We start from the raw sequence: 20,336 nt of genomic DNA, 5'->3' as shown, positions 1-20,336 counted from the left end.
TATGTACGTCCAAACATCATTTTAGGACTTGGCCGTTTGGGAACTTTCTACCTTTTGTTCCCAGTCCCAAGCTGATTTCAAGGATTCATCCAAGGTGGATTTGGACTTCCAGCCAAGTATCTCGTTGGCTTTTTTGGTGTCCGCATAGGCCTGTATTACATCGCCCTCCCTTCTATCGACTATTTTATAGTTGAGCTTTTTCCCTGAAACCCTTTCAAAGCTGTGTATCACCTCCAGAACGGAACTTCCTTTGCCCGTACCCAGATTGAACACTTCATAATTATTGCTGTTCTCATTTTGGAGGAGACGCTGCAATGCCTTTACGTGTGCCTTTGCCAGGTCCACCACATGGATGTAGTCCCTGATGCAGGTGCCGTCCTCGGTAGGGTAATCGTCCCCGAACACCGATAACTGTTCCCTTTTTCCAATGCCTGTTTGGGTGATGAAAGGCACCAAGTTTTGTGGCACACCAAGCGGCAGTTCCCCTATTTTGACCGATGGATGGGCCCCAATCGGGTTAAAGTATCTCAGGGCTATGGCCTTCAGGTCTGGTGTCACTTTACAGGTATCCCGAATGATCTCTTCGCCCACTTGTTTGGTATTTCCATAAGGCGATTCTGCCGGTTTCACAGGGGCATCCTCGGTAATGGGCAACTCATCGGCCTGACCATACACCGTGCAGGATGAACTGAATATGAAGCTGGCTCCTTTCTTTTTCTCCAATTCCTGAAGGAGATAGACCAACACTCCCAAATTGTTCTCGTAATACAGCAACGGTTTTTCCACGCTCTCCCCTACGGCTTTTGAAGCCGCAAAGTGGATAACGCCACCAACATCCGAATGTCTGGCAAAGAAATCTTGGACCTTGGTCTTGTCCCTAAGGTCGAATTCCTCAAAAATGGGACGCTTTCCGGTTATTCCCACAATCCCATCCAAAACAGCAATGGAGGAATTGGACAGGTTATCGATGATGACAACCTCAAAACCCTCATTTTGCAATTCCACCACCGTATGGGAACCAATGTAGCCCAGTCCCCCTGTTACCAATATTTTCATATTTATTTGTTTACGAAATCAATGACCAATTTTGTGATGAACTGGATCTGTTCATCGTCGAGTTCGGTATGCATGGGCAACGAGATCACTTCTTCCACCAATTGATTGGTGACCGGGAAATCGGCCTCATTGTACCTACTGTCCAGATAGGCCTTTTGTCTGTGCAACGGCACTGGATAATACACTCCACAGGGCACACCGTTATCGTTCAAGTGCTGCACCAACGCATCCCTCTTGCCATTTGTTATTTTCAAGGTATATTGATGGAACACATGGCTGTCCCCGGCAATTTTCGGGACGACGATATGCTCCTGCCCTTCTAAGGCCTTGGAGTATTTGGCCGCCGATTCGGCACGTTTCTGGTTATAGGTATCCAAGTGGGGAAGTTTCGCACGGAGTACCGCAGCCTGAATGGAGTCCAAACGGGAATTTACCCCGACCACATCGTGATAGTATCTTTTGTACATACCATGGTTGACCATCCCGCGAATGATATGCGCCAAATCATCATCGTTGGTGAAAATGGCTCCGCCATCCCCGTAGCATCCCAAGTTTTTGGAAGGGAAGAAGGATGTGGATGCCACATGCCCCATGGTCCCCGCCTGTTGTTTTTTACCGTTCTTGGACGAATAGGTGGCCCCAATGGCCTGCGCATTGTCCTCGATAACGTATAAATTATGCTTTTCCGCCAACTCCATGATCACATCCATATTGGCGCACTGCCCGAACAGGTGCACGGGTACAATGGCCTTCGTCTTAGGCGTTATCGCTTTTTCAATGGCCTTAATGTCTATGTTGAAGGTATCCGGTTCCACATCCACCAGAACAGGCACCAAGTTCAGGAGTGCGATCACTTCCACGGTGGCCGCGAAGGTAAAATCCGCAGTGATCACCTCATCGCCGGGCTGCAAGCCCAGACCCATCATGCAAATTTGAAGGGCATCGGTCCCATTGGCACAGGGAATCACATGCTTTACGCCGAGATATGCTTCCAGTTCCTTCTGGAAGGCATGCACCTGAGGTCCGTTGATGAAAGCCGAAGAATCCAAGATTTCGGCGATGGAATCATTCACTTCCTTTTTGATGTCCTCATATTGACCTTTGAGGTCAACCATCTGTATCTTTTTCATCCAAATAGATTATGTCCCAAAATTAAGAAATTAAGATGCCATAATGCCCTCTTCCCGAAAGAATGTATTTTAGCAAAAAATGATGCCCTTGCGTTTTTTCTATAACATTCTGATATCCTTGGTCTGGTTTGCCCTAAAAGTGATCGCTCTGTTCCGGCCCAAGATCGATTTATTTGTCTCTGGAAGAAAAAATACTTTCCCCCTGCTTGAAGAAAAGCTTTCACGGAGCAAAAAAACCATCTGGATGCACGTGGCCTCATTGGGGGAATATGAACAGGGGCTCCCCATTTTGGAGGGATTGAGGCAGAACTATCCCGAGCACCAGATTTTGCTCACCTTCTTTTCCCCTTCGGGATATGAGGTGAAAAAGAACACGACGGCAGCCGATGTGGTGGTCTATCTGCCCATGGACACCCTGTCCAATGCCAAGCGTTTTCTGGAAAAGGCCAAACCTGAACTTGCCATTTTCGTGAAATATGAAATCTGGCCCAACTTTCTTTCGGAGCTGAAAAAACGAAACGTCCCTACCTTCTTGGTATCGGCCCTATTCTCAAAAAGACAGGTCTATTTCAAATCTTTTGGTGGGTTTATGCGGAAAAGCCTAAAAACGTTTGCCCACTTTTTTGTCCAGGACAGAAATTCGAAGGAATTGTTGGAATCCATCGGTTTTTCCAATGTGACCATCAGCGGCGACACCCGTTTTGATAGGGTTTCCAAAATTCTGACGCAGGACAACCAATTGAATTTCATGGAGCGCTTCAAAGATGGTCGATTTTGTCTCGTAGCGGGCAGTACCTGGCCCGAGGACGAGGAAATTTTGATACCGTATATCAACCGTTCTGCCGATGGGGAAACAAAGTTTGTTTTTGCCCCGCATGAGATCAAACCTGCCCATGTCCAGAAAATCGAGGAGGGGTTGCACAGAAAAACGGTGCGGTTCAGCCAAATGGAGGGAAAAAATCTTTCAGATTACAATGTACTCATTGTGGACACCATCGGTCTTTTGACCAAGGTCTATAGCTATGCCGACGTGGCTTATGTGGGCGGTGGTTTTGCCACGGGACTGCACAATACATTGGAACCTGCGGTCTATGGTATTCCCGTCATCATCGGACCTGACTATAAGAAGTTCAAGGAAGCTAAGGACCTTGTGGAGAAAGGCGGGGTGCTCCCCATTTCGGACCAAATAGGTTTTGACACTTTGATGGACACTTTTTTGACCGACCCCACCTCCTTGGAAAAAACGGGCAGGATCAATTCTGAATACATCAATGCCAATGTCGGGGCCACCGATTTGATCTTGAATCACCTATCATTGGTGAAATTTGGTTAGCTTTAACCAAATTCACATACATGGACAAACGTATTTTCAGGATTTCATTGACAGCGGCCCTCGCGGGCTTTTTGTTCGGGTTTGATACGGTGGTCATTTCAGGGGCCAACCAACCCATCAAGGAACTGTGGGGCACCAATTGGTTCTTGGGCGATTCCATTTTCACCTTCCACGGCATCTTCATCATGTCCATGGCCCTTTGGGGCACTGTGTTGGGATCCCTTTTTGGGGGTATCCCTACCGACCGATTGGGGCGCAAAAAGACCTTGTTTTGGATCGGGGTGCTGTATTTTATCTCGGCATTGGGTTCCGCGCTCGCCCCTGAAGCCTATAGTTTTTCCTTTTTCAGGTTCATTGGAGGAATCGGTGTAGGGGCATCCTCTGTGGCAGCACCGGTCTATATTTCCGAAATATCGACTGCCAATACCCGGGGCCGGTTGACGGCCATGTACCAGTTCAACATTGTTTTTGGGATTCTGGTCGCCTTCATTTCCAACTACCTCATCGGGATGTTTTTTGAGGAAGGGGTGGCATGGCGATGGATGCTGGGCATTGAGGGCCTTCCCGCTTTGATCTATACCTTTATGGTCCTTAAAATACCGAACAGCCCTCGATGGCTGCTTTTGAAAGATCGGGACGATGCCGTGGTGATCCAATCCATAACGCTTCTCGGCATCGAAAAGGAAAAAGCCTCACTGCACCTTTCGGAAATCAAAGTCTCACTTTACGAAACCGCCGAAAAACACAAGGAAAACCTGTTCTCGGGCAAATACAACAAACCCTTGGCCCTTGCCTTTCTGATTGCTTTTTTCAACCAGCTTTCCGGGATCAATTTTGTGCTCTACTACGCTCCTGAGATCTTGGAACGGGCCGGACTGGCCTCGGGCGAATCCCTTTTCAGTTCCATTTCCATTGGGGTGATCAACTTGATCTTCACCTTTGTGGGCATTGCGCTTATTGACAAATTGGGCCGAAAGCAATTGATGTACATTGGTTCCATCGGCTACATTTTGAGTTTGGCCATGGTGGGCTGGTGCTTCTATTCCAATGCAAGTTCCCTGCTGCTCTTGATCTTCATCCTGGTTTTCATCGCTTCCCACGCCATTGGGCAGGGAGCGGTCATCTGGGTGTTCATTTCAGAGATTTTTCCCAACAAGGTGCGCTCCTACGGACAATCGTGGGGGACGGGCACCCACTGGGTGTTCGCTGCGCTGATCACCCTGCTCACCCCTACCTTTTTGGATGCGGAAATCGGGATTTTCAAGGACAACCCATGGCCCATTTTCATCTTTTTTGCCTTCATGATGGTACTGCAACTGCTCTGGGTCGCCTTCATGATGCCGGAGACCAAAGGAATCAGCTTGGAAGAACTGGGTAAATTGTTGAGCGGCAAAAAGTCAAAAAAATAGCACTTCTGCACGATATAGCCTGAAACCATCCGTTAATCGAATATGGGACAGGATGTTATGGCCACCGAACGGATAATTCCGTATATTGAATGAAATTACACTATTATGGCTGAAGATATCTCTTTTGGAAATAGGCTCATGGTCGGTTTCCTTCGGATCATGGTTTTTATATTGATCGTTATCCTGATCGCAATCCCCGTTTGTATCCTACTGGACTTCCTTGGGGTGATGGACGCCATTGGTCTTTCCTAGAAAATCACCTCTTGCTCGCCCATGGCCTTGGTGATCAATTTGATGTAAGTGTCCATGGTCTTTTCGATGTTGACAGGCTCAGTGACATCCACATTCCCCCTCCAAATGAGTTCCCTTTCCTTGCCGATACAGATGCAATACAGTGAGGTTTCCAGATGGTATATGTTGAAACTGTCATAGTATGAAGCATCATAATAGATTTCTTGGTGCTCCAAATAGTCGTTGCTGAAACGAACGAACATCTTGTCGATATTGTTCATCCGGTCCTTCAAGGTCTTTCTGTTCTCCGTACCCACTACCTTGGTGAACAAAATGGCATCAAAATCCTTGTCCAGCAATTGCTCTTCCACTTTGGCCAGTTCCTCCTCCGATCTTTCCGAAGATGTGAATTCCACATCAAAAACATCGATGCTGCGCACGCCATCCACGCCCTGTTTTTTCAATTCTTCCACGAAACGGGTCTCAAATTCCATCCGTACGTTGTTGTCTTGGGCCATCCCCACCACAAGCACTTGACTGGCGTCGAAAAGAACGATGTCGGGGTTTTTCCATGTCCCTACCAGTTTTGTGGTGGAACACCCGGTGAGCAACAATAGACTTAAGGCCAGAAATTTTGGTTTCATTGGTATAGGTTTAATGGTCGTGCGCAGTAAAAATCTTATTCTCCCTTAATGGGAAGCAAAGGTAGCCTGTCTTTTTTCAAGTTGCCTTCGGAGTTCTTCCACGGTCTCGGCCATGGATTTTTCAAAATCGTCCGTGCTGGACTTGGCAAATATCCTGGGGCCTGGGGCACTGAGTTCAATTTCGCATACCTTTCCTTCCCCGGCCTTATCATTCTCTATTTTGAAGAGCACATTGGCCTTGATCAACCAACTGTATTTTTTCCCCAGTCCTTCCAGTTTTTTGTTCAACAGTTCTGTCAACGATTCACTGGTCTTCATTTTCTGATATTGAACATGTATTTCCATGGTAATTGTATTTGATTTGTTTCAAAACTATGGCCTAAAAGGGCAACATCATATGACAACCATCAGTTCTTGATTGTTTACTTGTCACATGAAAAAAGGCTGGCCCGTGCTTTGCAGGACAGAGAACCAAAATTCCCCTTCCAGATCTATTTTCTTTCTTTGTTTGGTCACTTCCGATATAGGGATATAGACATAGGTGTTGTTCACCTTACAAGACACCAATCTGGTCTTTCCGGCCATGGCGGCATGTACCGCATGATAGGCCAGCCTACTGCAATAGACACTGTCGCTGGAATTGGCAGGTGCACACCGAATAATATAGCTGGGGTCGATATACTTTATGGAAATCGGGGCATTCTTGAAATGCGCCGCGATTCTTTCCTTTAGGAAAACCCCGATATCCTCATGCTTCACATTGCCCGAAGCATCCTTGATGCCTTTCTTGTTCTCGAACAAATGCTGTCCTGCCCCTTCGGCCACAACGATCACGGCATGTTTTTTCTGTTGGAGGCGTTGTTCCAGTGCTGCGAGGAAACCATTTTCCCCTTCCAGTTCAAAATCCATTTCGGGCACCAGCACAAAGTTCACCACGGGCATGGCCAAGGTTGCGGAAGCCGCTATGAAACCACTGTCGCGGCCCATCAACTTTATTATGGAAATCCCGTTGTAGGCCCCAGTGGCCTCGTTGTGTGCATCCTTCAAAATGGAGCTGGCCACATCAAACGCGGTCCCATAACCGAATGATTCATCAATCACATCAATATCGTTATCGATGGTCTTGGGAATGCCCACCACACTGATCTTGGCATTTCTCTTGGCAATTTCCCCGCCAATGGCATTCACGCCCTTGAGTGTTCCATCACCTCCTATGGCAAAGAGCATGTCAACATGGTTTTCCTCCAAAGTGTCCACCATCAACGATACTTCTTGGGCACCTCGCGAGGAGCCGAGAAACGTTCCCCCAAACTGATGGATGTCCTTCACCTTATCGGGGGTAAGTTCCATAAATCCATGCCCTGCATCGGGATTGAGTCCTTCATACCCATAGGGTATGCCGATGATTTTTTTCACCCCATAGAAATAATGGAGCGCCATGACCAGGCCCCTGATCACATTGTTGATGCCCGGGCAGAGACCCCCACAGGTCACGATGGCCGCGGTGACTTTTTTTGGGTCGAAAAAAATATCCTGCCTTGGCCCCGCCTTTTCCATGCAAAGGGGACTGTCCCCAGTGGTGAGGCAATGGCTGTAGTGTTCCAGGGAAGGGTCAAAAACCAGTCTTTCCGATTCCCCGATGAAATTGAAAATACGGTCACCCTTCACCGTGCTAAGTTGCAATGGGGATTTGAACCTCGGTTCGCCGAGGTTTTCTATTTTGAACTTTTCCTTATCGTTCACAATGGTTGTCGATTACAAATGTTCCGTCCGTGTCATCAATCCAAGGCCAATACCGGAATTTCGGAATGCAGGGTCAGGAGTTTTGTCAACCGTCCCTCGGATGCGGTGCTTCGCTCCGCATGGTTCCTGGGCAAAATGGTCAGCATATCTATGTCTTTCTCCTGTATGTACTCCAAAATACCTTCTTCCACATCTTGGTTCTTGCTAAAGTTGTGCTCCGCATAGAAATGCTCCAAATAGTATTCCAAGAGGTTGTCCGTGCTGTCCCCGACCACTTCTTCTTCGTACACGGATTCCTTATATATGGTGAGCACATGGACTTTGGAATCGAAGGTCCTTGCAATTTCTAAGAGTGTGTTCAAGACTTCCTTGTCCTCGATGATCTCCCCACCCATGACCAGGGCAATGTTCTTGGGTTCCTTGATGGGACATCCGTAGGGAATGGAGATTACGGGACAATTGGCGTCCAGGACCAATTTGGAGGTGTTGGTGATGGCTTCATCCGTCACCTTATCGCCCATGGTCCCCATCATAATCAGATCCGCACCGCTGTTTTGTTGTGTGGACAGAATGGTACCGGTGACATTACCTGTCAGCGTCTTGAATTTTGGGACCTTCTTCAGCCTGACACTCAGGGATTCCAGCACCTTTTCAAAATCCTTTTCCAGTTTCCGTTCATCGACCTCTTCAATTTGCATGGTGCTCACATAGAGCGCCAAAATTTCCACCGAACGCTCCGTTCCCACAAAGTTGGCCACATACTCCAAGGCATTCAATGATGCTTCTGAAAAATCAAAAGGGACCAATATTTTATCTAAACCGCCCATAGCTGATATATTTAATGTATTTGAAAGATTCTTTTCAAAAGTAGATTCCCACCATGACCTAAAACATGACAGCGGTCAGGTTTCCAATCTTTCTGTGATATTAGTAAAAATTCTCCCCTTTTAAAAATCTGGAAAGCCATTTTTTGGTTCCATAATGTTTATATTTAAGACCCTTATAAAACAACAAGACCAATACATCATGGACATAGTGATCGGAGTGGACATAGGCGGGACCAAGACAAAGATCGGACTGGTGGACGAAAACGGCGTATGCCACGAAAAAACCTTTTTCAGGACCCAGGATTTTCCCAATCTGGAAGAATACCTCAACAAGATAAAGACCACTTCGGAGGAGATCATCAGCAATTTTGGAAAGCCCGTCAATGTCCTCGGGTGTGGTATCGGGGCCCCAAATGCATCGAGCAAGAACGGCACCATTGAGAATGCCAGCAACCTCATCTGGAAGGGCAGTGTGCCCTTGGTGGAAAAATTGAAACAACGGATGGACATGCCCATCCGCATCATGAACGATGCCAGTGCGGCGGCATTGGGGGAGATGCTCTTTGGCGGTGCCAAGAACATGACCGACTTCATTGTCATCACGCTGGGCACCGGTTTTGGTGCAGGCATTGTGGCCAACGGTCGCCTCATCGACGGTTATGACGGTTTTGCGGGCGAGTTGGGGCACGTGGACATGACCATGGGCGATGGCCGGCTGACAGGCCTCGGCGTCAGGGGTGGATTGGAAGCCTATGTCTCCGCCACCGGACTGAAGCGTACCGTTACCTTTATGCAGAGCAAGTACATGGTGGACAGCCGATTCAGGGATGTGGCCTACAACGACCTGCATGGGGAGGACATTACCAGGGCTGCCGAGGAGGGCGACGAAATCGCCCTAAAATCCTTTGACTATACTGCACGGATCATGGCCCAGGCACTGGCCAATTTTACCGCCTTTACGCAACCCGAAGCGTTTATCCTGATGGGCGGACTCACCAATAGCGGCAAATGGATCATGACGCCCTTGGAGAAATATTTCAATGGATTTTTGTTGGATGTGTACAAGGGCAAGGTGAAACTGCTCCTTTCCAGCATGGAGGACAAAACGGCCGCCATTTGCGGGGCCGCAGCGTTGATCTGGGAAAACCACAGGAGCGACCTAGGCCAATAACCTGGAACAACCGATTGTAAACCTGATATTTATCATACTTTTTGGTTTGTGACGAGGCTATCTTTAACATAGTCAAATCGCAAAAGTCATGAAACCAAAAAAGAACCCAAGTGCCGAAATAGGACGCAACAGCAGTCTTTATTTTATGATAGGCCTTACTTCGGTATTGTTTGTGACGTGGCAATCCCTTGAAGTAAAATTCTACGAACAAGAGTCCAAAGCCATTGAGGTGGTCCAATTGGTGGACGAACTCAAGGAAGATGTCCCCATGACGGAGGCCATCCGCACTACACCTCCCCCTCCTCCACCGGCCGCACCTGACGTGATCGAGATCGTGGAAGATGTGGAAGATGTGGAAGAGACCATCATCGAGAGTACAGAAAGTAGCCAGGACACCTATATTGAGGATGCCATGGTCAAGATAGAGGATGTGGAAGTGGAAGAAGTGGAGGAGGAAGTCGTGGTTCCCTTTGCCATCATTGAAAATGTGCCTGTGTTCCCTGGCTGTGAAATCTATGAAACCCAAGCAGATCGGAAGAATTGTTTCAACCAAAAAGTGCAGGAACACATCAGGGACAATTTCCAATACCCTCCCGATGCCCTCGAAATGCATATCACCGGAAGGGTCTATGTACAATTTGTCATCGATTCCCAAGGAAGGATCAGCAACATTGAGAAAAGGGGACCCGACAGGTTATTGGAAAAAGAGGCTGTTCGCATTATGTCCCTTTTGCCCCAAGTGAAACCAGGGCAACAGCGCGGCAGGTCCGTCAGTGTAAGGTATAGCATCCCTATCAATTTTATCATGCAGGAATGATGAAATGGGTAATTTGGACAAGTTGGGAACCCACTTCAAGGAAAGGCTCGGGGCGGTTCATGACAATTATCATATTTTATGCTGTTCCCCAAAACTACTTTTGACCCCTCAACCTAATGCAATGCAGCTATGTGCCATCTAGTTCAAAAATACAATGTTCCCGGCCCCAGGTACACCAGTTACCCCACAGTACCTTACTGGGACTTGGACAGCTTTTCGGAAAAACAATGGAGGTCCAGTATCCTTAGGGCTTTCCAAGAAAGTTCCGATGAAGGGATCAGCATTTACATACACCTTCCTTTTTGTGAGAGCCTTTGCACCTTCTGTGGTTGCCACAAGCGCATCACCAAAAGGCACGAGCTGGAACTTCCCTACATCCAAAATGTATTGAAGGAATGGGAACTGTACTGCAACATCTTGGGCACCAGACCCATGATAAAAGAATTGCATTTGGGAGGTGGCACCCCAACGTTTTTCTCCCCAGGGCATTTGAAGATATTGGTGGAGGGCATCCTAAGAGTGGGCAAGAAAGCCGAGGATATCGAGTTCAGTTTTGAGGGGCATCCCAACAATACGACCAAAGCGCACCTACAGGCCCTTTATGATGTAGGGTTCAGAAGGGTCTGCTTCGGTGTGCAGGACTACAACCTGACCGTGCAACGGGCCATAAACCGGATACAGCCTTTTGAAAATGTAAAAAATGTGACCGAATGGGCCAGACAGATCGGTTATACCTCGGTAGGGCACGATATCATTTATGGACTCCCCTTTCAAGATTGTGCCAATGTGGAGGAAACCATCATGAAGACCAATGCCCTCAAGCCCGATAGGATCGCCTACTACAGTTATGCCCATGTTCCTTGGATCAAGGGAAATGGACAGCGGGGCTATCAGGAATCCGACCTGCCCTCCTCCGTGGAAAAAAGGGCGCAATATGAAATGGGCAAGAGAATGTTGTCCCAATTTGAGTACAAGGATGTAGGGATGGACCACTTCGCCCTCCCCACCGATGATCTGTACAAGGCGTATATAAACGGCACCCTGCACAGAAACTTCATGGGATACACCCCTTCCAAGACCAAACTGATGATCGGTCTGGGGGTTTCCAGTATCAGTGACAGTTGGTATGGTTTTGCCCAAAATGTAAAAAGTGTTGAAGAATATGCCGATTTGGTTTCGCACGGGGTTATCCCTATCTTTAAAGGACATATCCTGAACCCTGAAGACCAAATCTTGAGGCAGCACATTTTGAACATCATGTGCCAGTTCAATACCCAATGGAATACCGAAGAAGAGGAAACAGTCGATTTTGATGCCATCCTCAACAACCTGTCGGAACTAAAGGCTGATGGTTTAGTGGAACTGGGGCAGGACCACATCAAAGTAACCGAAAAGGGGAAACCCTTTATCAGGAACATCAGCATGGCATTCGACTTGAAATTACAACGAAAACAACCAGATACCCGGATATTTTCCATGACCGTTTAACCTAAAAAAGCAAAAAAATGAAAAGTATAATCGTACCCGTCGATTTTTCGGACCAATCCGAAAAGGCCCTCAAGGTGGCCGCTTCCCTGGCCAAAGAGCATAATGCCGAACTATTGGTGCTCCACATGTTGGAACTTTCCCCTGCAATTATGGCTGAATCGGGATATATTTCCCAAGAACAGGTGGTGCACCTCATCAAGATCGGCGAAAAAAGGTTTGCCGAATTCTTGGAGAAACCTTACTTGAAGAACCTGAAGATCACACCTGTGATCAAGCACTACAAAGTATTCAGCGAAGTGAACGAAGTGGCCCAAAAGCATGGAGCAGACCTTATCGTAATGGGGTCGCACGGTGCCGATGGACTACAAGAGATCTTTATCGGCTCCAACACGGAGCGTGTGGTCCGCACTTCGGATGTGCCCGTACTGGTCATCAAAGGGGATGTGGAGAATTTCAAGACCAAAAACTTCGTTTTTGCCTGCGATTTCGAGGAAGAGAGCATTCCTACCCTTAAAAAAGCCAAAGAAATGGCAGATCTTCTCAATTCAGAGTTCCATTTGGTGTACATCAATACCCCTGGGGATGAATTTTTGAGCACTGATGACGCCTATGCCAAGATTTCCAAGTTCCTGAACGATGCGAAATTGGGACTTGGGGTCGATATCCACAACGACTATACCGTGGAAAAAGGAGTGCTCAACTATAGCGAAAAAATACCTGCCGACCTTATCGGCATTCCGACCCATGGTAGAAGGGGGCTCTCCCATTTTTTCATGGGAAGCATAGGCGAAGACATTGCCAATCATTCCAAAACCCCAGTGATAACCTTTAAGATTTGAAGGTTCCACGATTGATTGGTACCACGCAAGCGGACAAAAAAGGGGCAACTAAAGTTGCCCCTTTTTCATTTTTGCTTTTCTTGCCCTATCCATTGAACCTTTCATAGGCCATTTTTTGTAGAGCTTCCCTATGATCTGGATGCGCAATGGAAATCAGGGCATTGGCCCGTTGCTGGAGGTTTTTTCCATAAAGGTCAACCACACCATATTCCGTGGCCACATAGTGCACGTGGGCCCTGGTGGTGGTAACGCCCGCCCCTTGCTTCAGGTAGGGAACAATTTTTGAAATGCCCTTATTGGTCACCGAGGGCATGGCGAATATGGGTTTGCCCCCTTCGGAAAGGGAAGCTCCCCTGATAAAGTCCATTTGTCCGCCAACACCCGAAAATTGTCGGCTCCCAATGGTATCGGCACAGACCTGTCCGGTAATGTCTATCTCAATGGCACTATTGATGGCCGTTACCTTCGGATTTTTCCGGATTACCGCCGTATCGTTCGTGTAGGCCGCTTCTTTAAAGTCACAAAGGGGATTGTCGTCGATAAAATCATAAAGTGCCCGGGAGCCCACAGCGAAGCAGCTCACCACCTTGCCCTGTTTCACCCTTTTCTCCTCTCCGGTGATGACTCCCTGCTGGATGAGCGGCAATACCCCATCGGAGAACATTTCGGTGTGTATGCCCAACCTTTTATGGTTGCCCAGATTGGACAATACGGCATTGGGAATGTTGCCGATACCCATTTGGAGGGTGGCCCCATCTTCGATCAAAGAGGCCACATGGCCCCCGATCTGTTGTTCCACTTCAGAAATTTCTGTGGGTTCGTGCTCATGGATGGGCTGGTCCACCTCAACGGCAAAATGTATCCTGTCGATGTGGATAATTCCATCTCCATGGCTCCTCGGCACCTGTGGATTGATCTGCGCCACAACGGTCTTTGCCATTTCAATGGCGGGCAGGGTCACATCCACCGACACCCCCAAAGAGCAAAATCCATGCTTATCGGGCGGCGAAACCTGAATGAATGCAACATCCAAGGGAAGGATCTTCCTGCGGAAGAGCAAATGGATCTCACTCAAAAAAATGGGCACATAATCGCCCCTGAACTCATTCACGAACTTGCGGACATTGCCACCCACGAACAAACTGTTCAATTTAAAACTGGTATTGCACGGAGCGTTGGCATATCTGGCCTCTCCTTCGGTGTGTATGGACACGATCTCTACATTCTCGAGCTCTTGGTGCCTATCGCAAAGGGCATCAATGATGATGTTCGGGGTCATGGCCGCTCCTTGGAAAAACACCCTATCCCCAGATTTTACAATGCGTACCGCTTCTTCAGCTGTTGTTATTTTCACTTTTGATGATTTTTAAGGTTGATGGCATTCGATGCCTGCTGTCACCGAATGGGCCGGTGCCGGTTTGGGGGACACATAGGGAATCCCCAGTCCCAATCCACGTACAATAAACAAAACACCGATGATCACCACAAATACAGGGACCAATTTTTGCATTTTTGCCCGTATCGAATTTCGGAACAGTCCCTTGGAATAGACCACTGCGGACATCAAGGGAACGGTTCCCAGCCCGAAGAGCACCATATAGAGCCCTCCTTGCAGCGGGGTGGCCAAGGCCGTCGCTCCCAAAAGGGCCATATAGACCAATCCACAAGGTAGAAAGCCATTCAGAAACCCGATGGTCAGAAAGGCATCCGGGGTCTTTTTCTTGAGCTCTGCCCCGAGTTTGGACTTGACTTTTCCCAAAAGGGAATAGATAGGACGGAAAATCCGATGTCCGTTCAAAAAGTTGCCCGGCACCAAAACCAATATGATCATAAGAACCCCTATTCCTATGGACAGTTTTTGCTGTATGCCGAACAGGGAAAGTCCTTTTCCCAAAAATCCGAAAATCAGCCCTATGGTCCCGTAGGCCAGCAACCTTCCGGTATGGTATATGGAAAGTTGTACTGTTTTTTTGATGTTGTTCGTCTGGTCCAAGGGCAGCATAAAAGCAATGGGGCCGCACATGCCCAAGCAGTGCACGCTTCCCAAAATTCCCAGAACCAAGGCCGATGTCAACATGGTCAGTAGGTCAGTTTCTGTTTATGGAAAAAGTCTTGTCCACCGTACTGCCACTTGACGGTAATGTCCCAACGACCGCCCACCAAACGATTGTCAGGTATGAGCAAATGTGTTTTGGTCAAACTTATGGGAAAGTCTGTATCCAAATGCTTGTTGGACGGTCTGTACAGGGACACTGTGCCCGTAATTTCCTTGGGATCAAAACGTTCGGGGAAATAGACCATCAGGCCCTCATCGGTCTTCACCACTTTGAGATGGGCATCCATTTCGGCGGCCGCCCTCGAAGCATCCATGTCCTGTTGGTAGGTCAACTCCTTTTTATAGTATTCCTCGGTGACCAAGTCATGGTTGGCCCTGTCCTCCAAGGTCATCCTGAACACAAAATAGAGTATGAAGGCAATGAAGCCAATAAATGCCAATACGATTCCTGTTCCCCAATTTATTTTCATTTCAATAATTTTTTAGTTGTAACTCCGTGGTGCCAAAAACTGGGTCACCGTGGTTTCGATGAGCTCGTCCCCACTGTATATCCCTATCTTCAATTTATCCTTGTCGCCGGTCAGTGCCGAGCTGTTGATCTCTATGAAAAGGGTTCCTCCGATGAGCTGTTCTGCCGGAACGGTGAACCGGTCCTGGGACACCATTTTGATCTCGCCTTTGTGCGACATCAACTTAAAGGATACCTCCTCGATATCCTTGGTGGTCTTGTTCATCAATTTATAGGTATATACATTGCTGATGATATTGTTCTCCTTTCGTTCATAGAGCTGTCCGGGCAACCGCAATACATTGGCCTCCAATTCATTCCTCAAAAACAGCATCCCGATCAAAATACCGATCAAGATCGTAAGGACTGCTGTATATCCCTTCATGCGGGGCGTGAACTTAAATTTAGCCTTTTTGGTAATCTCGTCCTCACTCGCATAGCGGATCAGCCCCCTAGGTTTATCGATGCTGTCCATGATATGGTCGCATTCGTCGATACAGGCGGTACAGTTCACGCACTCCAACTGTGTTCCATTGCGGATGTCTATTCCTGTGGGACAAACGTTGACGCATTGGAAGCAATCGATGCAATCCCCAAAACCAAGGGCCTCTCGGTCCTCGTTCTTTCTGAACTTCTTGCGACCGTTTTCGGCCTCACCTCTCTTGTGGTCATAGGCCACGACAATGGATTTGTTGTCCAGCAGCACGCCTTGAAGTCTTCCGTAGGGACAGGCTATGATACAGACCTGCTCCCGGAACCATGCAAAGATGAAGTAGAATACCCCGGTAAAGATCAATAAGGGAACCATGGTGCCCATATGGGCCATGGGACCATCGGTAATGTACCGGATCAGTTTGTCACTACCTATCAAGTAGGCCAGAAAAATATTGGCAATCACAAAGGAAATGATGAAAAACACGGTCCATTTCAGTGCCCTTTTCATGATCTTTTCCCTATTCCAAGGGGCTTTGGCCAATCGCATTTGGGCACCCCGGTCCCCATCGATCCAATATTCGATACGGCGGAAGACCATTTCCAAAAAGATGGTCTGGGGGCACATCCAGCCGCAGAAAATACGTCCGTAGGCCACAGTGAACAATGCAATGAAAACGACCCCAATGATCATGGACACGACCACCAAGTGAAAATCCTGGGGCCAAAACGGAAGTCCGAATATGTTGAAACGGCGTTCCAGCACATTGAACATCAGAAATTGGTGTCCATTGATCTTCACGAAGGGAGCCACCACCAAAAAGATGAGCAGGGTGTAACTGACATACTTTCGATAGTCATAAAACCTACCGCTGGGTTTTTTGGGGAATATCCAAGCCCTTTTGCCTTCTTTTGTGATGGTTCCTATGGAATCCCTAAAATTCTCTTCCATTGCATTTTTCTATAGATTTCCGGACTGTTTTCCTTCTTCAAGGATTACTCCACGGCAACTTCCGTAGAGTCCGACACTTGCTGTCCAGGCGAGGGTTCGGAGGATTGTGGCGCATCGGGATCTACCCAAATATCACCTTCGGGTGCCTTAGGATTTGCCGGAGTTGTGCCGCCCAATGTGAGCACATAACTGGCCACCTGGGCTATTTCCGCAGGTTTCAGGTTCTGTTTCCAGGCGATCATACCCTTACCATCGCGGCCACCTTCGGAAATGGTGTTGAACACGTTCTTGATGCCCCCTCCCAAAATCCAATATTGGTCGGTCAGGTTGGGACCTATCCCCCCTCCACCATCGGCCATGTGACAGGCCACACAATTTGAGGTAAATATCTTTTCACCTGCACTCAGGTCGGAAGCTTCGGACAAAAACTCCACTGTACTGGCATCCACCAAGTCCTTCGCTGTTTTCTTGTATTCTTCCACGGCAATCTTTGCTTCTGCCATTTCCTGCTCAAATTCCTCCTTTTGGGTATAGTCGCCTATGATATGGAACCTCACCAGATAGATGACACTAAAAATGATGGTCCCATAAAAAAGGTACACCCACCATGGCGGCAATACATTGTCCAGCTCTCGGATGCCATCGTAGTTGTGGTCCAGAATGATCTCTTCCTCACGATCCACAGACCTACTCTTGGTAAGGTTCTTCATGAGGTTCTTTGCCCATGTCCACTCCACTTTTTTGCTCTTCTTGGCCAAATAGCGCTGCTTGCCCTCTTCGGTGAGTGTTTGGAACATGACGTTTTCAATGGAACTCAAAATAAGCTCTATGGCAATGAGTATCATCAAAATCAACAGCATGAACAGCTGTGTGATCGGGTATGCAATGATGGCCGGTTGGTCGCCGGAGTCGATAAAGTATTCCATCAATCCGAAGATCAAAAAGAAGAGTACGGGTATGCGTATCCACCAAGGTGTTCTTGTGCTCATAATATTATGGTTTATGTTGTTGGTCGTTGTTATCCAATGGCAATTCTTCCATTTCCCTTATGTGCTCCTTTGTTGCGGTGAAGACCCACCAGAACAGCAGAACGAAGAAAACAAAGAATATCAGCAGGGAGATCATGGGGTAATTTGCTACCCCGTCGATGGTCTCCATATGGTTCTTTACAAATTTCAACATGGCTTTATTGTATTTTGGAAACAAGAATCAAGACATAATACTTGAAATGCCTTTTGTGCGTCCCGGTTCTTATATCTTGGTTCATGGTTCTTTTTAATCTTTATTTTCTGATAACAGTTCCCCTGTCTCCTTTATCTTGATGTCCGTGCCCAACCGTTGTAGGTAGGCAATAAGGGCAACAATCTCACGGTCGCGCATCTGCACAAAGTCCAACCCGTTTTCCTCGGCATATTTTTTGTCCGCTTCATAGGTCTTGACAAACTCTGGATCCGCATATAGGTTTTTCTCTATTTGTTCCGCTTGCTCCGCCATGGTCTGGGGTGCATTGGCAATATCCTCTTCGGTATAGGGAACACCCAGTTTCACCATGGCTTCCATCTTGGCCTGCACATTGGTCCTGTCGTGTTCGTCTCTCACCAGCCATTCGTAGGAAGGCATGATGGAGCCTGCGGATGTACTCTGCGGATCGTACATATGGTTCAGGTGCCAGTTATCGGAGTACTTACCGCCCACCCTGAGCAAATCTGGACCTGTACGCTTACTTCCCCAAAGGAAGGGGTGGTCATAGACAAACTCACCTGCTTTGGCATATTCCCCGTAGCGTTCCACTTCACCCCTAAAAGGTCTGATCATTTGGGAGTGGCATCCCACACAGCCCTCTCGGATATAGAGATCCCGCCCTTCCAATTCCAGCGGGGTATAGGGTTTCACACTGGAGATGGTGGGAATATTGGACTTTACCAATATGGTGGGAACAATCTGCACGATTCCCCCTATCAAGATGGCAATAGTGGCCAAAATGGTCAACTGCACCGGTTTTCTTTCCAACCAGTTGTGGAAAGTTTCCCCGGCCACCCTTCTTTTGGAAACGCGGGCCAATGCTGCCGCCTCCACCAATTCGTCTTCCACTTTGCTGCCGGATTTGATGGTCCTGACCACATTGTAGAGCATCACAAACACCCCAACAATATAGAGACTGCCCCCAATGGCCCTCATCCAGTACATCGGGATGATCTGGGATACGGTTTCCAAAAAGTTACCATATACCAAGGTTCCATCCGGATTGAAGTCTTCCCACATCAAGGCTTGGGTAAACCCGGCCACATACATGGGCAGTGCATAGAGCACGATACCCAAGGTACCTATCCAGAAATGGAAATTGGCCAGCCCTTTGGAGTGCAAATTGGTCTTGAACATTCTGGGCACCAACCAATAGATCATACCAAAGGTGAGGAAGCCGTTCCAGGCCAAGGCGCCTACGTGTACGTGCGCGATGATCCAGTCACTGAAGTGGGCAATGGCATTCACGTTTTTCAAAGAGAGCATAGGCCCTTCAAAAGTGGCCATACCATATCCTGTGATGGCGACCACCATGAATTTTAAGGTGGCATCGGTACGTACCTTGTCCCATACCCCGCGAAGGGTCAACAATCCATTGATCATACCACCCCATGAAGGAGCGATCAACATTACGGAGAACACAACCCCCAAGTTCTGTGCCCAATCGGGCAGGGAAGAATAGAGAAGGTGGTGTGGTCCCGCCCAGATATAAATGAATATCAAGGACCAAAAGTGGACGATGGACAATCTATAGGAGTAAATGGGCCTGTTCGCCGCTTTGGGCACGAAGTAGTACATCAACCCCAAGAAAGGTGTGGTCAAGAAAAAGGCAACCGCATTGTGTCCGTACCACCATTGTACCAGTGCATCCTGTACCCCGGCATAGACCGAATAGCTTTTTAGGGCCGTTACGGGAAGCTCCAGGCTGTTGAAAATATGGAGTACCGCAACGGTAACAAAGGTGGCCAGATAGAACCAAATGGCCACATAAAGGTGCCTTTGCCTTCTTTTGAGGATGGTGCCGATAAGGTTCCATCCAAAAACGACCCAGACCACGGCGATGGCCAAATCTATGGGCCACTCCAGCTCGGCATACTCCTTGGAAGTGGTGTACCCCAAGGGCAACGTAATGGCCGCGGCCACAATGATCAACTGCCAGCCCCAGAAATTGAAATTGCTCAGAAAATCACTGAACATCCGGGCCTTGAGCAGGCGTTGGGTGGAGTAATAGACCCCGGCGAAGATGGCGTTGCCCACGAATGCAAAGATCACCGCATTGGTGTGCAGGGGGCGCAAACGCCCAAAACTCAACCACGGGATGCCCTCCGTGACATTCGGGAACAAGAACATGAAGGCCAGTAAAAGCCCCACGGCCATACCTACCACGCCCCAGAGCATGGTGGCGTACAAGAACTTTTGCACGATTTTGTTATCGTAGCGGAACTGTTGTATTTCCATATTTATTGGTTTGTACTATTTTCTGTTTGATTTTTCCGTTTGATCTGATCGGGTCCGTTGGCCTCCCCCACTACCTCATCCTCAAAGAGCATGCGTACCGAAGGGGTATAGGTGTCATCATATTGTCCTTTTCTGACCGATAGGACAAATGCTGCAAAAAAGACCACTGCCACTGAGATACTGATGGCCAACAACACATAAATAACACTCATACCTGCCT

General features: G+C 48.0%; 21 protein-coding genes. 7 read left to right on the top strand and 14 right to left on the bottom strand.

What is annotated here, in order from left to right; genetic code table 11:
- Positions 1-21 precede the first annotated feature (21 nt).
- The gene (gene galE, locus SD450_RS07260) at positions 22-1,056 is read right to left on the bottom strand and encodes a UDP-glucose 4-epimerase GalE (RefSeq protein ID WP_318343927.1); all 1,035 of its coding nucleotides are present in this window, start codon (positions 1,054-1,056) and stop codon (positions 22-24) included.
- A 2-nt stretch (positions 1,057-1,058) separates the two neighbouring features.
- Complete coding sequence (locus SD450_RS07255) at positions 1,059-2,186, bottom strand: DegT/DnrJ/EryC1/StrS family aminotransferase (RefSeq protein ID WP_318343926.1); 1,128 nt, start codon at positions 2,184-2,186, stop codon at positions 1,059-1,061.
- Positions 2,187-2,268: 82 nt separating this feature from the next.
- Between SD450_RS07255 and SD450_RS07250 the strand changes: the two genes are divergently transcribed.
- The 3 genes from SD450_RS07250 to SD450_RS07240 all read left to right on the top strand — a co-directional run bounded on the left by SD450_RS07250 (position 2,269) and on the right by SD450_RS07240 (position 5,180).
- On the top strand, positions 2,269-3,519 hold the full coding sequence (locus SD450_RS07250; RefSeq protein ID WP_318344159.1) for a 3-deoxy-D-manno-octulosonic acid transferase: 1,251 nt from the start codon (positions 2,269-2,271) through the stop codon (positions 3,517-3,519).
- A gap of 20 nt (positions 3,520-3,539) precedes the next feature.
- Positions 3,540-4,928, top strand: a complete 1,389-nt coding sequence (locus tag SD450_RS07245) for a sugar porter family MFS transporter (protein WP_318343925.1) — start codon at positions 3,540-3,542, stop codon at positions 4,926-4,928.
- 105 nt (positions 4,929-5,033) lie between these two features.
- The gene (locus SD450_RS07240) at positions 5,034-5,180 is read left to right on the top strand and encodes a hypothetical protein (RefSeq protein WP_318343924.1); all 147 of its coding nucleotides are present in this window, start codon (positions 5,034-5,036) and stop codon (positions 5,178-5,180) included.
- Here the strand turns inward: SD450_RS07240 and SD450_RS07235 are convergent.
- The 4 genes from SD450_RS07235 to SD450_RS07220 all read right to left on the bottom strand — a co-directional run bounded on the left by SD450_RS07235 (position 5,177) and on the right by SD450_RS07220 (position 8,373).
- Positions 5,177-5,803, bottom strand: coding sequence for a hypothetical protein (locus tag SD450_RS07235; RefSeq protein ID WP_318343923.1), 627 nt, complete (start codon positions 5,801-5,803; stop codon positions 5,177-5,179). The two genes, SD450_RS07240 and SD450_RS07235, sit on opposite strands and share 4 nt — an antisense overlap.
- A 45-nt stretch (positions 5,804-5,848) precedes the next feature.
- Positions 5,849-6,148, bottom strand: a complete 300-nt coding sequence (locus SD450_RS07230) for an HPF/RaiA family ribosome-associated protein (protein WP_318343922.1) — start codon at positions 6,146-6,148, stop codon at positions 5,849-5,851.
- Between the two features lie 84 nt (positions 6,149-6,232).
- A complete protein-coding gene (locus SD450_RS07225) occupies positions 6,233-7,546 on the bottom strand; it encodes an ATP-dependent 6-phosphofructokinase (RefSeq protein WP_318343921.1) in 1,314 nt (437 codons plus the stop codon).
- Between the two features lie 35 nt (positions 7,547-7,581).
- On the bottom strand, positions 7,582-8,373 hold the full coding sequence (locus tag SD450_RS07220) for a universal stress protein (protein ID WP_318343920.1): 792 nt from the start codon (positions 8,371-8,373) through the stop codon (positions 7,582-7,584).
- A gap of 199 nt (positions 8,374-8,572) precedes the next feature.
- On the opposite strand from SD450_RS07220, the gene SD450_RS07215 reads away from it, so the two are divergent.
- The 4 genes from SD450_RS07215 to SD450_RS07200 all read left to right on the top strand — a co-directional run bounded on the left by SD450_RS07215 (position 8,573) and on the right by SD450_RS07200 (position 12,688).
- Positions 8,573-9,544: an ROK family protein gene (locus SD450_RS07215; protein ID WP_318343919.1), complete on the top strand. Its 972-nt coding sequence runs from the start codon at positions 8,573-8,575 to the stop codon at positions 9,542-9,544.
- Positions 9,545-9,632: 88 nt separating this feature from the next.
- The gene (locus tag SD450_RS07210) at positions 9,633-10,361 is read left to right on the top strand and encodes an energy transducer TonB (protein ID WP_318343918.1); all 729 of its coding nucleotides are present in this window, start codon (positions 9,633-9,635) and stop codon (positions 10,359-10,361) included.
- A gap of 129 nt (positions 10,362-10,490) precedes the next feature.
- Positions 10,491-11,849 (top strand): oxygen-independent coproporphyrinogen III oxidase, encoded by a 1,359-nt coding sequence (gene hemN / locus SD450_RS07205; RefSeq protein ID WP_318343917.1) that lies wholly within the window; start codon positions 10,491-10,493, stop codon positions 11,847-11,849.
- Between the two features lie 17 nt (positions 11,850-11,866).
- Positions 11,867-12,688 carry a universal stress protein gene (locus SD450_RS07200; RefSeq protein ID WP_318343916.1) on the top strand — a complete coding sequence of 274 codons (822 nt, stop codon included), beginning with the start codon at positions 11,867-11,869 and terminating at the stop codon, positions 12,686-12,688.
- A gap of 85 nt (positions 12,689-12,773) precedes the next feature.
- Here the strand turns inward: SD450_RS07200 and SD450_RS07195 are convergent, their stop codons facing one another.
- The 8 genes from SD450_RS07195 to ccoS all read right to left on the bottom strand — a co-directional run bounded on the left by SD450_RS07195 (position 12,774) and on the right by ccoS (position 20,328).
- The gene (locus SD450_RS07195) at positions 12,774-14,042 is read right to left on the bottom strand and encodes an acetyl-CoA hydrolase/transferase family protein (protein ID WP_318343915.1); all 1,269 of its coding nucleotides are present in this window, start codon (positions 14,040-14,042) and stop codon (positions 12,774-12,776) included.
- Positions 14,043-14,054: 12 nt separating this feature from the next.
- Positions 14,055-14,765 (bottom strand): sulfite exporter TauE/SafE family protein, encoded by a 711-nt coding sequence (locus tag SD450_RS07190; RefSeq protein WP_318343914.1) that lies wholly within the window; start codon positions 14,763-14,765, stop codon positions 14,055-14,057.
- A 2-nt stretch (positions 14,766-14,767) separates the two neighbouring features.
- The gene (locus SD450_RS07185) at positions 14,768-15,214 is read right to left on the bottom strand and encodes a FixH family protein (protein ID WP_318343913.1); all 447 of its coding nucleotides are present in this window, start codon (positions 15,212-15,214) and stop codon (positions 14,768-14,770) included.
- A gap of 12 nt (positions 15,215-15,226) precedes the next feature.
- Entirely contained in the window at positions 15,227-16,636 is a 1,410-nt protein-coding gene (ccoG, locus tag SD450_RS07180) for a cytochrome c oxidase accessory protein CcoG (protein ID WP_318343912.1), read from the bottom strand.
- A gap of 44 nt (positions 16,637-16,680) precedes the next feature.
- The gene (locus SD450_RS07175; protein WP_318343911.1) at positions 16,681-17,625 is read right to left on the bottom strand and encodes a cbb3-type cytochrome c oxidase N-terminal domain-containing protein; all 945 of its coding nucleotides are present in this window, start codon (positions 17,623-17,625) and stop codon (positions 16,681-16,683) included.
- A gap of 4 nt (positions 17,626-17,629) precedes the next feature.
- Entirely contained in the window at positions 17,630-17,818 is a 189-nt protein-coding gene (locus SD450_RS07170) for a cytochrome C oxidase subunit IV (RefSeq protein WP_072878058.1), read from the bottom strand.
- Positions 17,819-17,911: 93 nt separating this feature from the next.
- On the bottom strand, positions 17,912-20,116 hold the full coding sequence (gene ccoN / locus SD450_RS07165) for a cytochrome-c oxidase, cbb3-type subunit I (RefSeq protein WP_318343910.1): 2,205 nt from the start codon (positions 20,114-20,116) through the stop codon (positions 17,912-17,914).
- A gap of 2 nt (positions 20,117-20,118) precedes the next feature.
- A complete protein-coding gene (gene ccoS, locus SD450_RS07160; RefSeq protein WP_318343909.1) occupies positions 20,119-20,328 on the bottom strand; it encodes a cbb3-type cytochrome oxidase assembly protein CcoS in 210 nt (69 codons plus the stop codon).
- Positions 20,329-20,336: the final 8 nt, after the last annotated feature.

The organism is Flagellimonas baculiformis, assembly GCF_033441575.1.
GTDB classification, from domain to species: domain Bacteria; phylum Bacteroidota; class Bacteroidia; order Flavobacteriales; family Flavobacteriaceae; genus Flagellimonas; species Flagellimonas baculiformis.
This window is presented reverse-complemented; position numbering and strand designations above follow the sequence as displayed.

Bases quoted from the DNA above. Each gene is read 5' to 3' on its own strand.
- galE (WP_318343927.1), bottom strand. From the start codon at position 1,056: ATGAAAATATTGGTAACAGGGGGACTGGGCTACATTGGTTCCCATACG.
- SD450_RS07255 (WP_318343926.1), bottom strand. From the start codon at position 2,186: ATGAAAAAGATACAGATGGTTGACCTCAAAGGTCAATATGAGGACATC.
- SD450_RS07250 (WP_318344159.1), top strand. From the start codon at position 2,269: ATGCCCTTGCGTTTTTTCTATAACATTCTGATATCCTTGGTCTGGTTT.
- SD450_RS07245 (WP_318343925.1), top strand. From the start codon at position 3,540: ATGGACAAACGTATTTTCAGGATTTCATTGACAGCGGCCCTCGCGGGC.
- SD450_RS07240 (WP_318343924.1), top strand. From the start codon at position 5,034: ATGGCTGAAGATATCTCTTTTGGAAATAGGCTCATGGTCGGTTTCCTT.
- SD450_RS07235 (WP_318343923.1), bottom strand. From the start codon at position 5,803: ATGAAACCAAAATTTCTGGCCTTAAGTCTATTGTTGCTCACCGGGTGT.
- SD450_RS07230 (WP_318343922.1), bottom strand. From the start codon at position 6,148: ATGGAAATACATGTTCAATATCAGAAAATGAAGACCAGTGAATCGTTG.
- SD450_RS07220 (WP_318343920.1), bottom strand. From the start codon at position 8,373: ATGGGCGGTTTAGATAAAATATTGGTCCCTTTTGATTTTTCAGAAGCA.
- SD450_RS07215 (WP_318343919.1), top strand. From the start codon at position 8,573: ATGGACATAGTGATCGGAGTGGACATAGGCGGGACCAAGACAAAGATC.
- SD450_RS07210 (WP_318343918.1), top strand. From the start codon at position 9,633: ATGAAACCAAAAAAGAACCCAAGTGCCGAAATAGGACGCAACAGCAGT.
- hemN (WP_318343917.1), top strand. From the start codon at position 10,491: ATGTGCCATCTAGTTCAAAAATACAATGTTCCCGGCCCCAGGTACACC.
- SD450_RS07200 (WP_318343916.1), top strand. From the start codon at position 11,867: ATGAAAAGTATAATCGTACCCGTCGATTTTTCGGACCAATCCGAAAAG.
- SD450_RS07190 (WP_318343914.1), bottom strand. From the start codon at position 14,765: ATGTTGACATCGGCCTTGGTTCTGGGAATTTTGGGAAGCGTGCACTGC.
- SD450_RS07185 (WP_318343913.1), bottom strand. From the start codon at position 15,214: ATGAAAATAAATTGGGGAACAGGAATCGTATTGGCATTTATTGGCTTC.
- ccoG (WP_318343912.1), bottom strand. From the start codon at position 16,636: ATGGAAGAGAATTTTAGGGATTCCATAGGAACCATCACAAAAGAAGGC.
- SD450_RS07175 (WP_318343911.1), bottom strand. From the start codon at position 17,625: ATGAGCACAAGAACACCTTGGTGGATACGCATACCCGTACTCTTCTTT.
- SD450_RS07170 (WP_072878058.1), bottom strand. From the start codon at position 17,818: ATGTTGAAATTTGTAAAGAACCATATGGAGACCATCGACGGGGTAGCA.
- ccoN (WP_318343910.1), bottom strand. From the start codon at position 20,116: ATGGAAATACAACAGTTCCGCTACGATAACAAAATCGTGCAAAAGTTC.
- ccoS (WP_318343909.1), bottom strand. From the start codon at position 20,328: ATGAGTGTTATTTATGTGTTGTTGGCCATCAGTATCTCAGTGGCAGTG.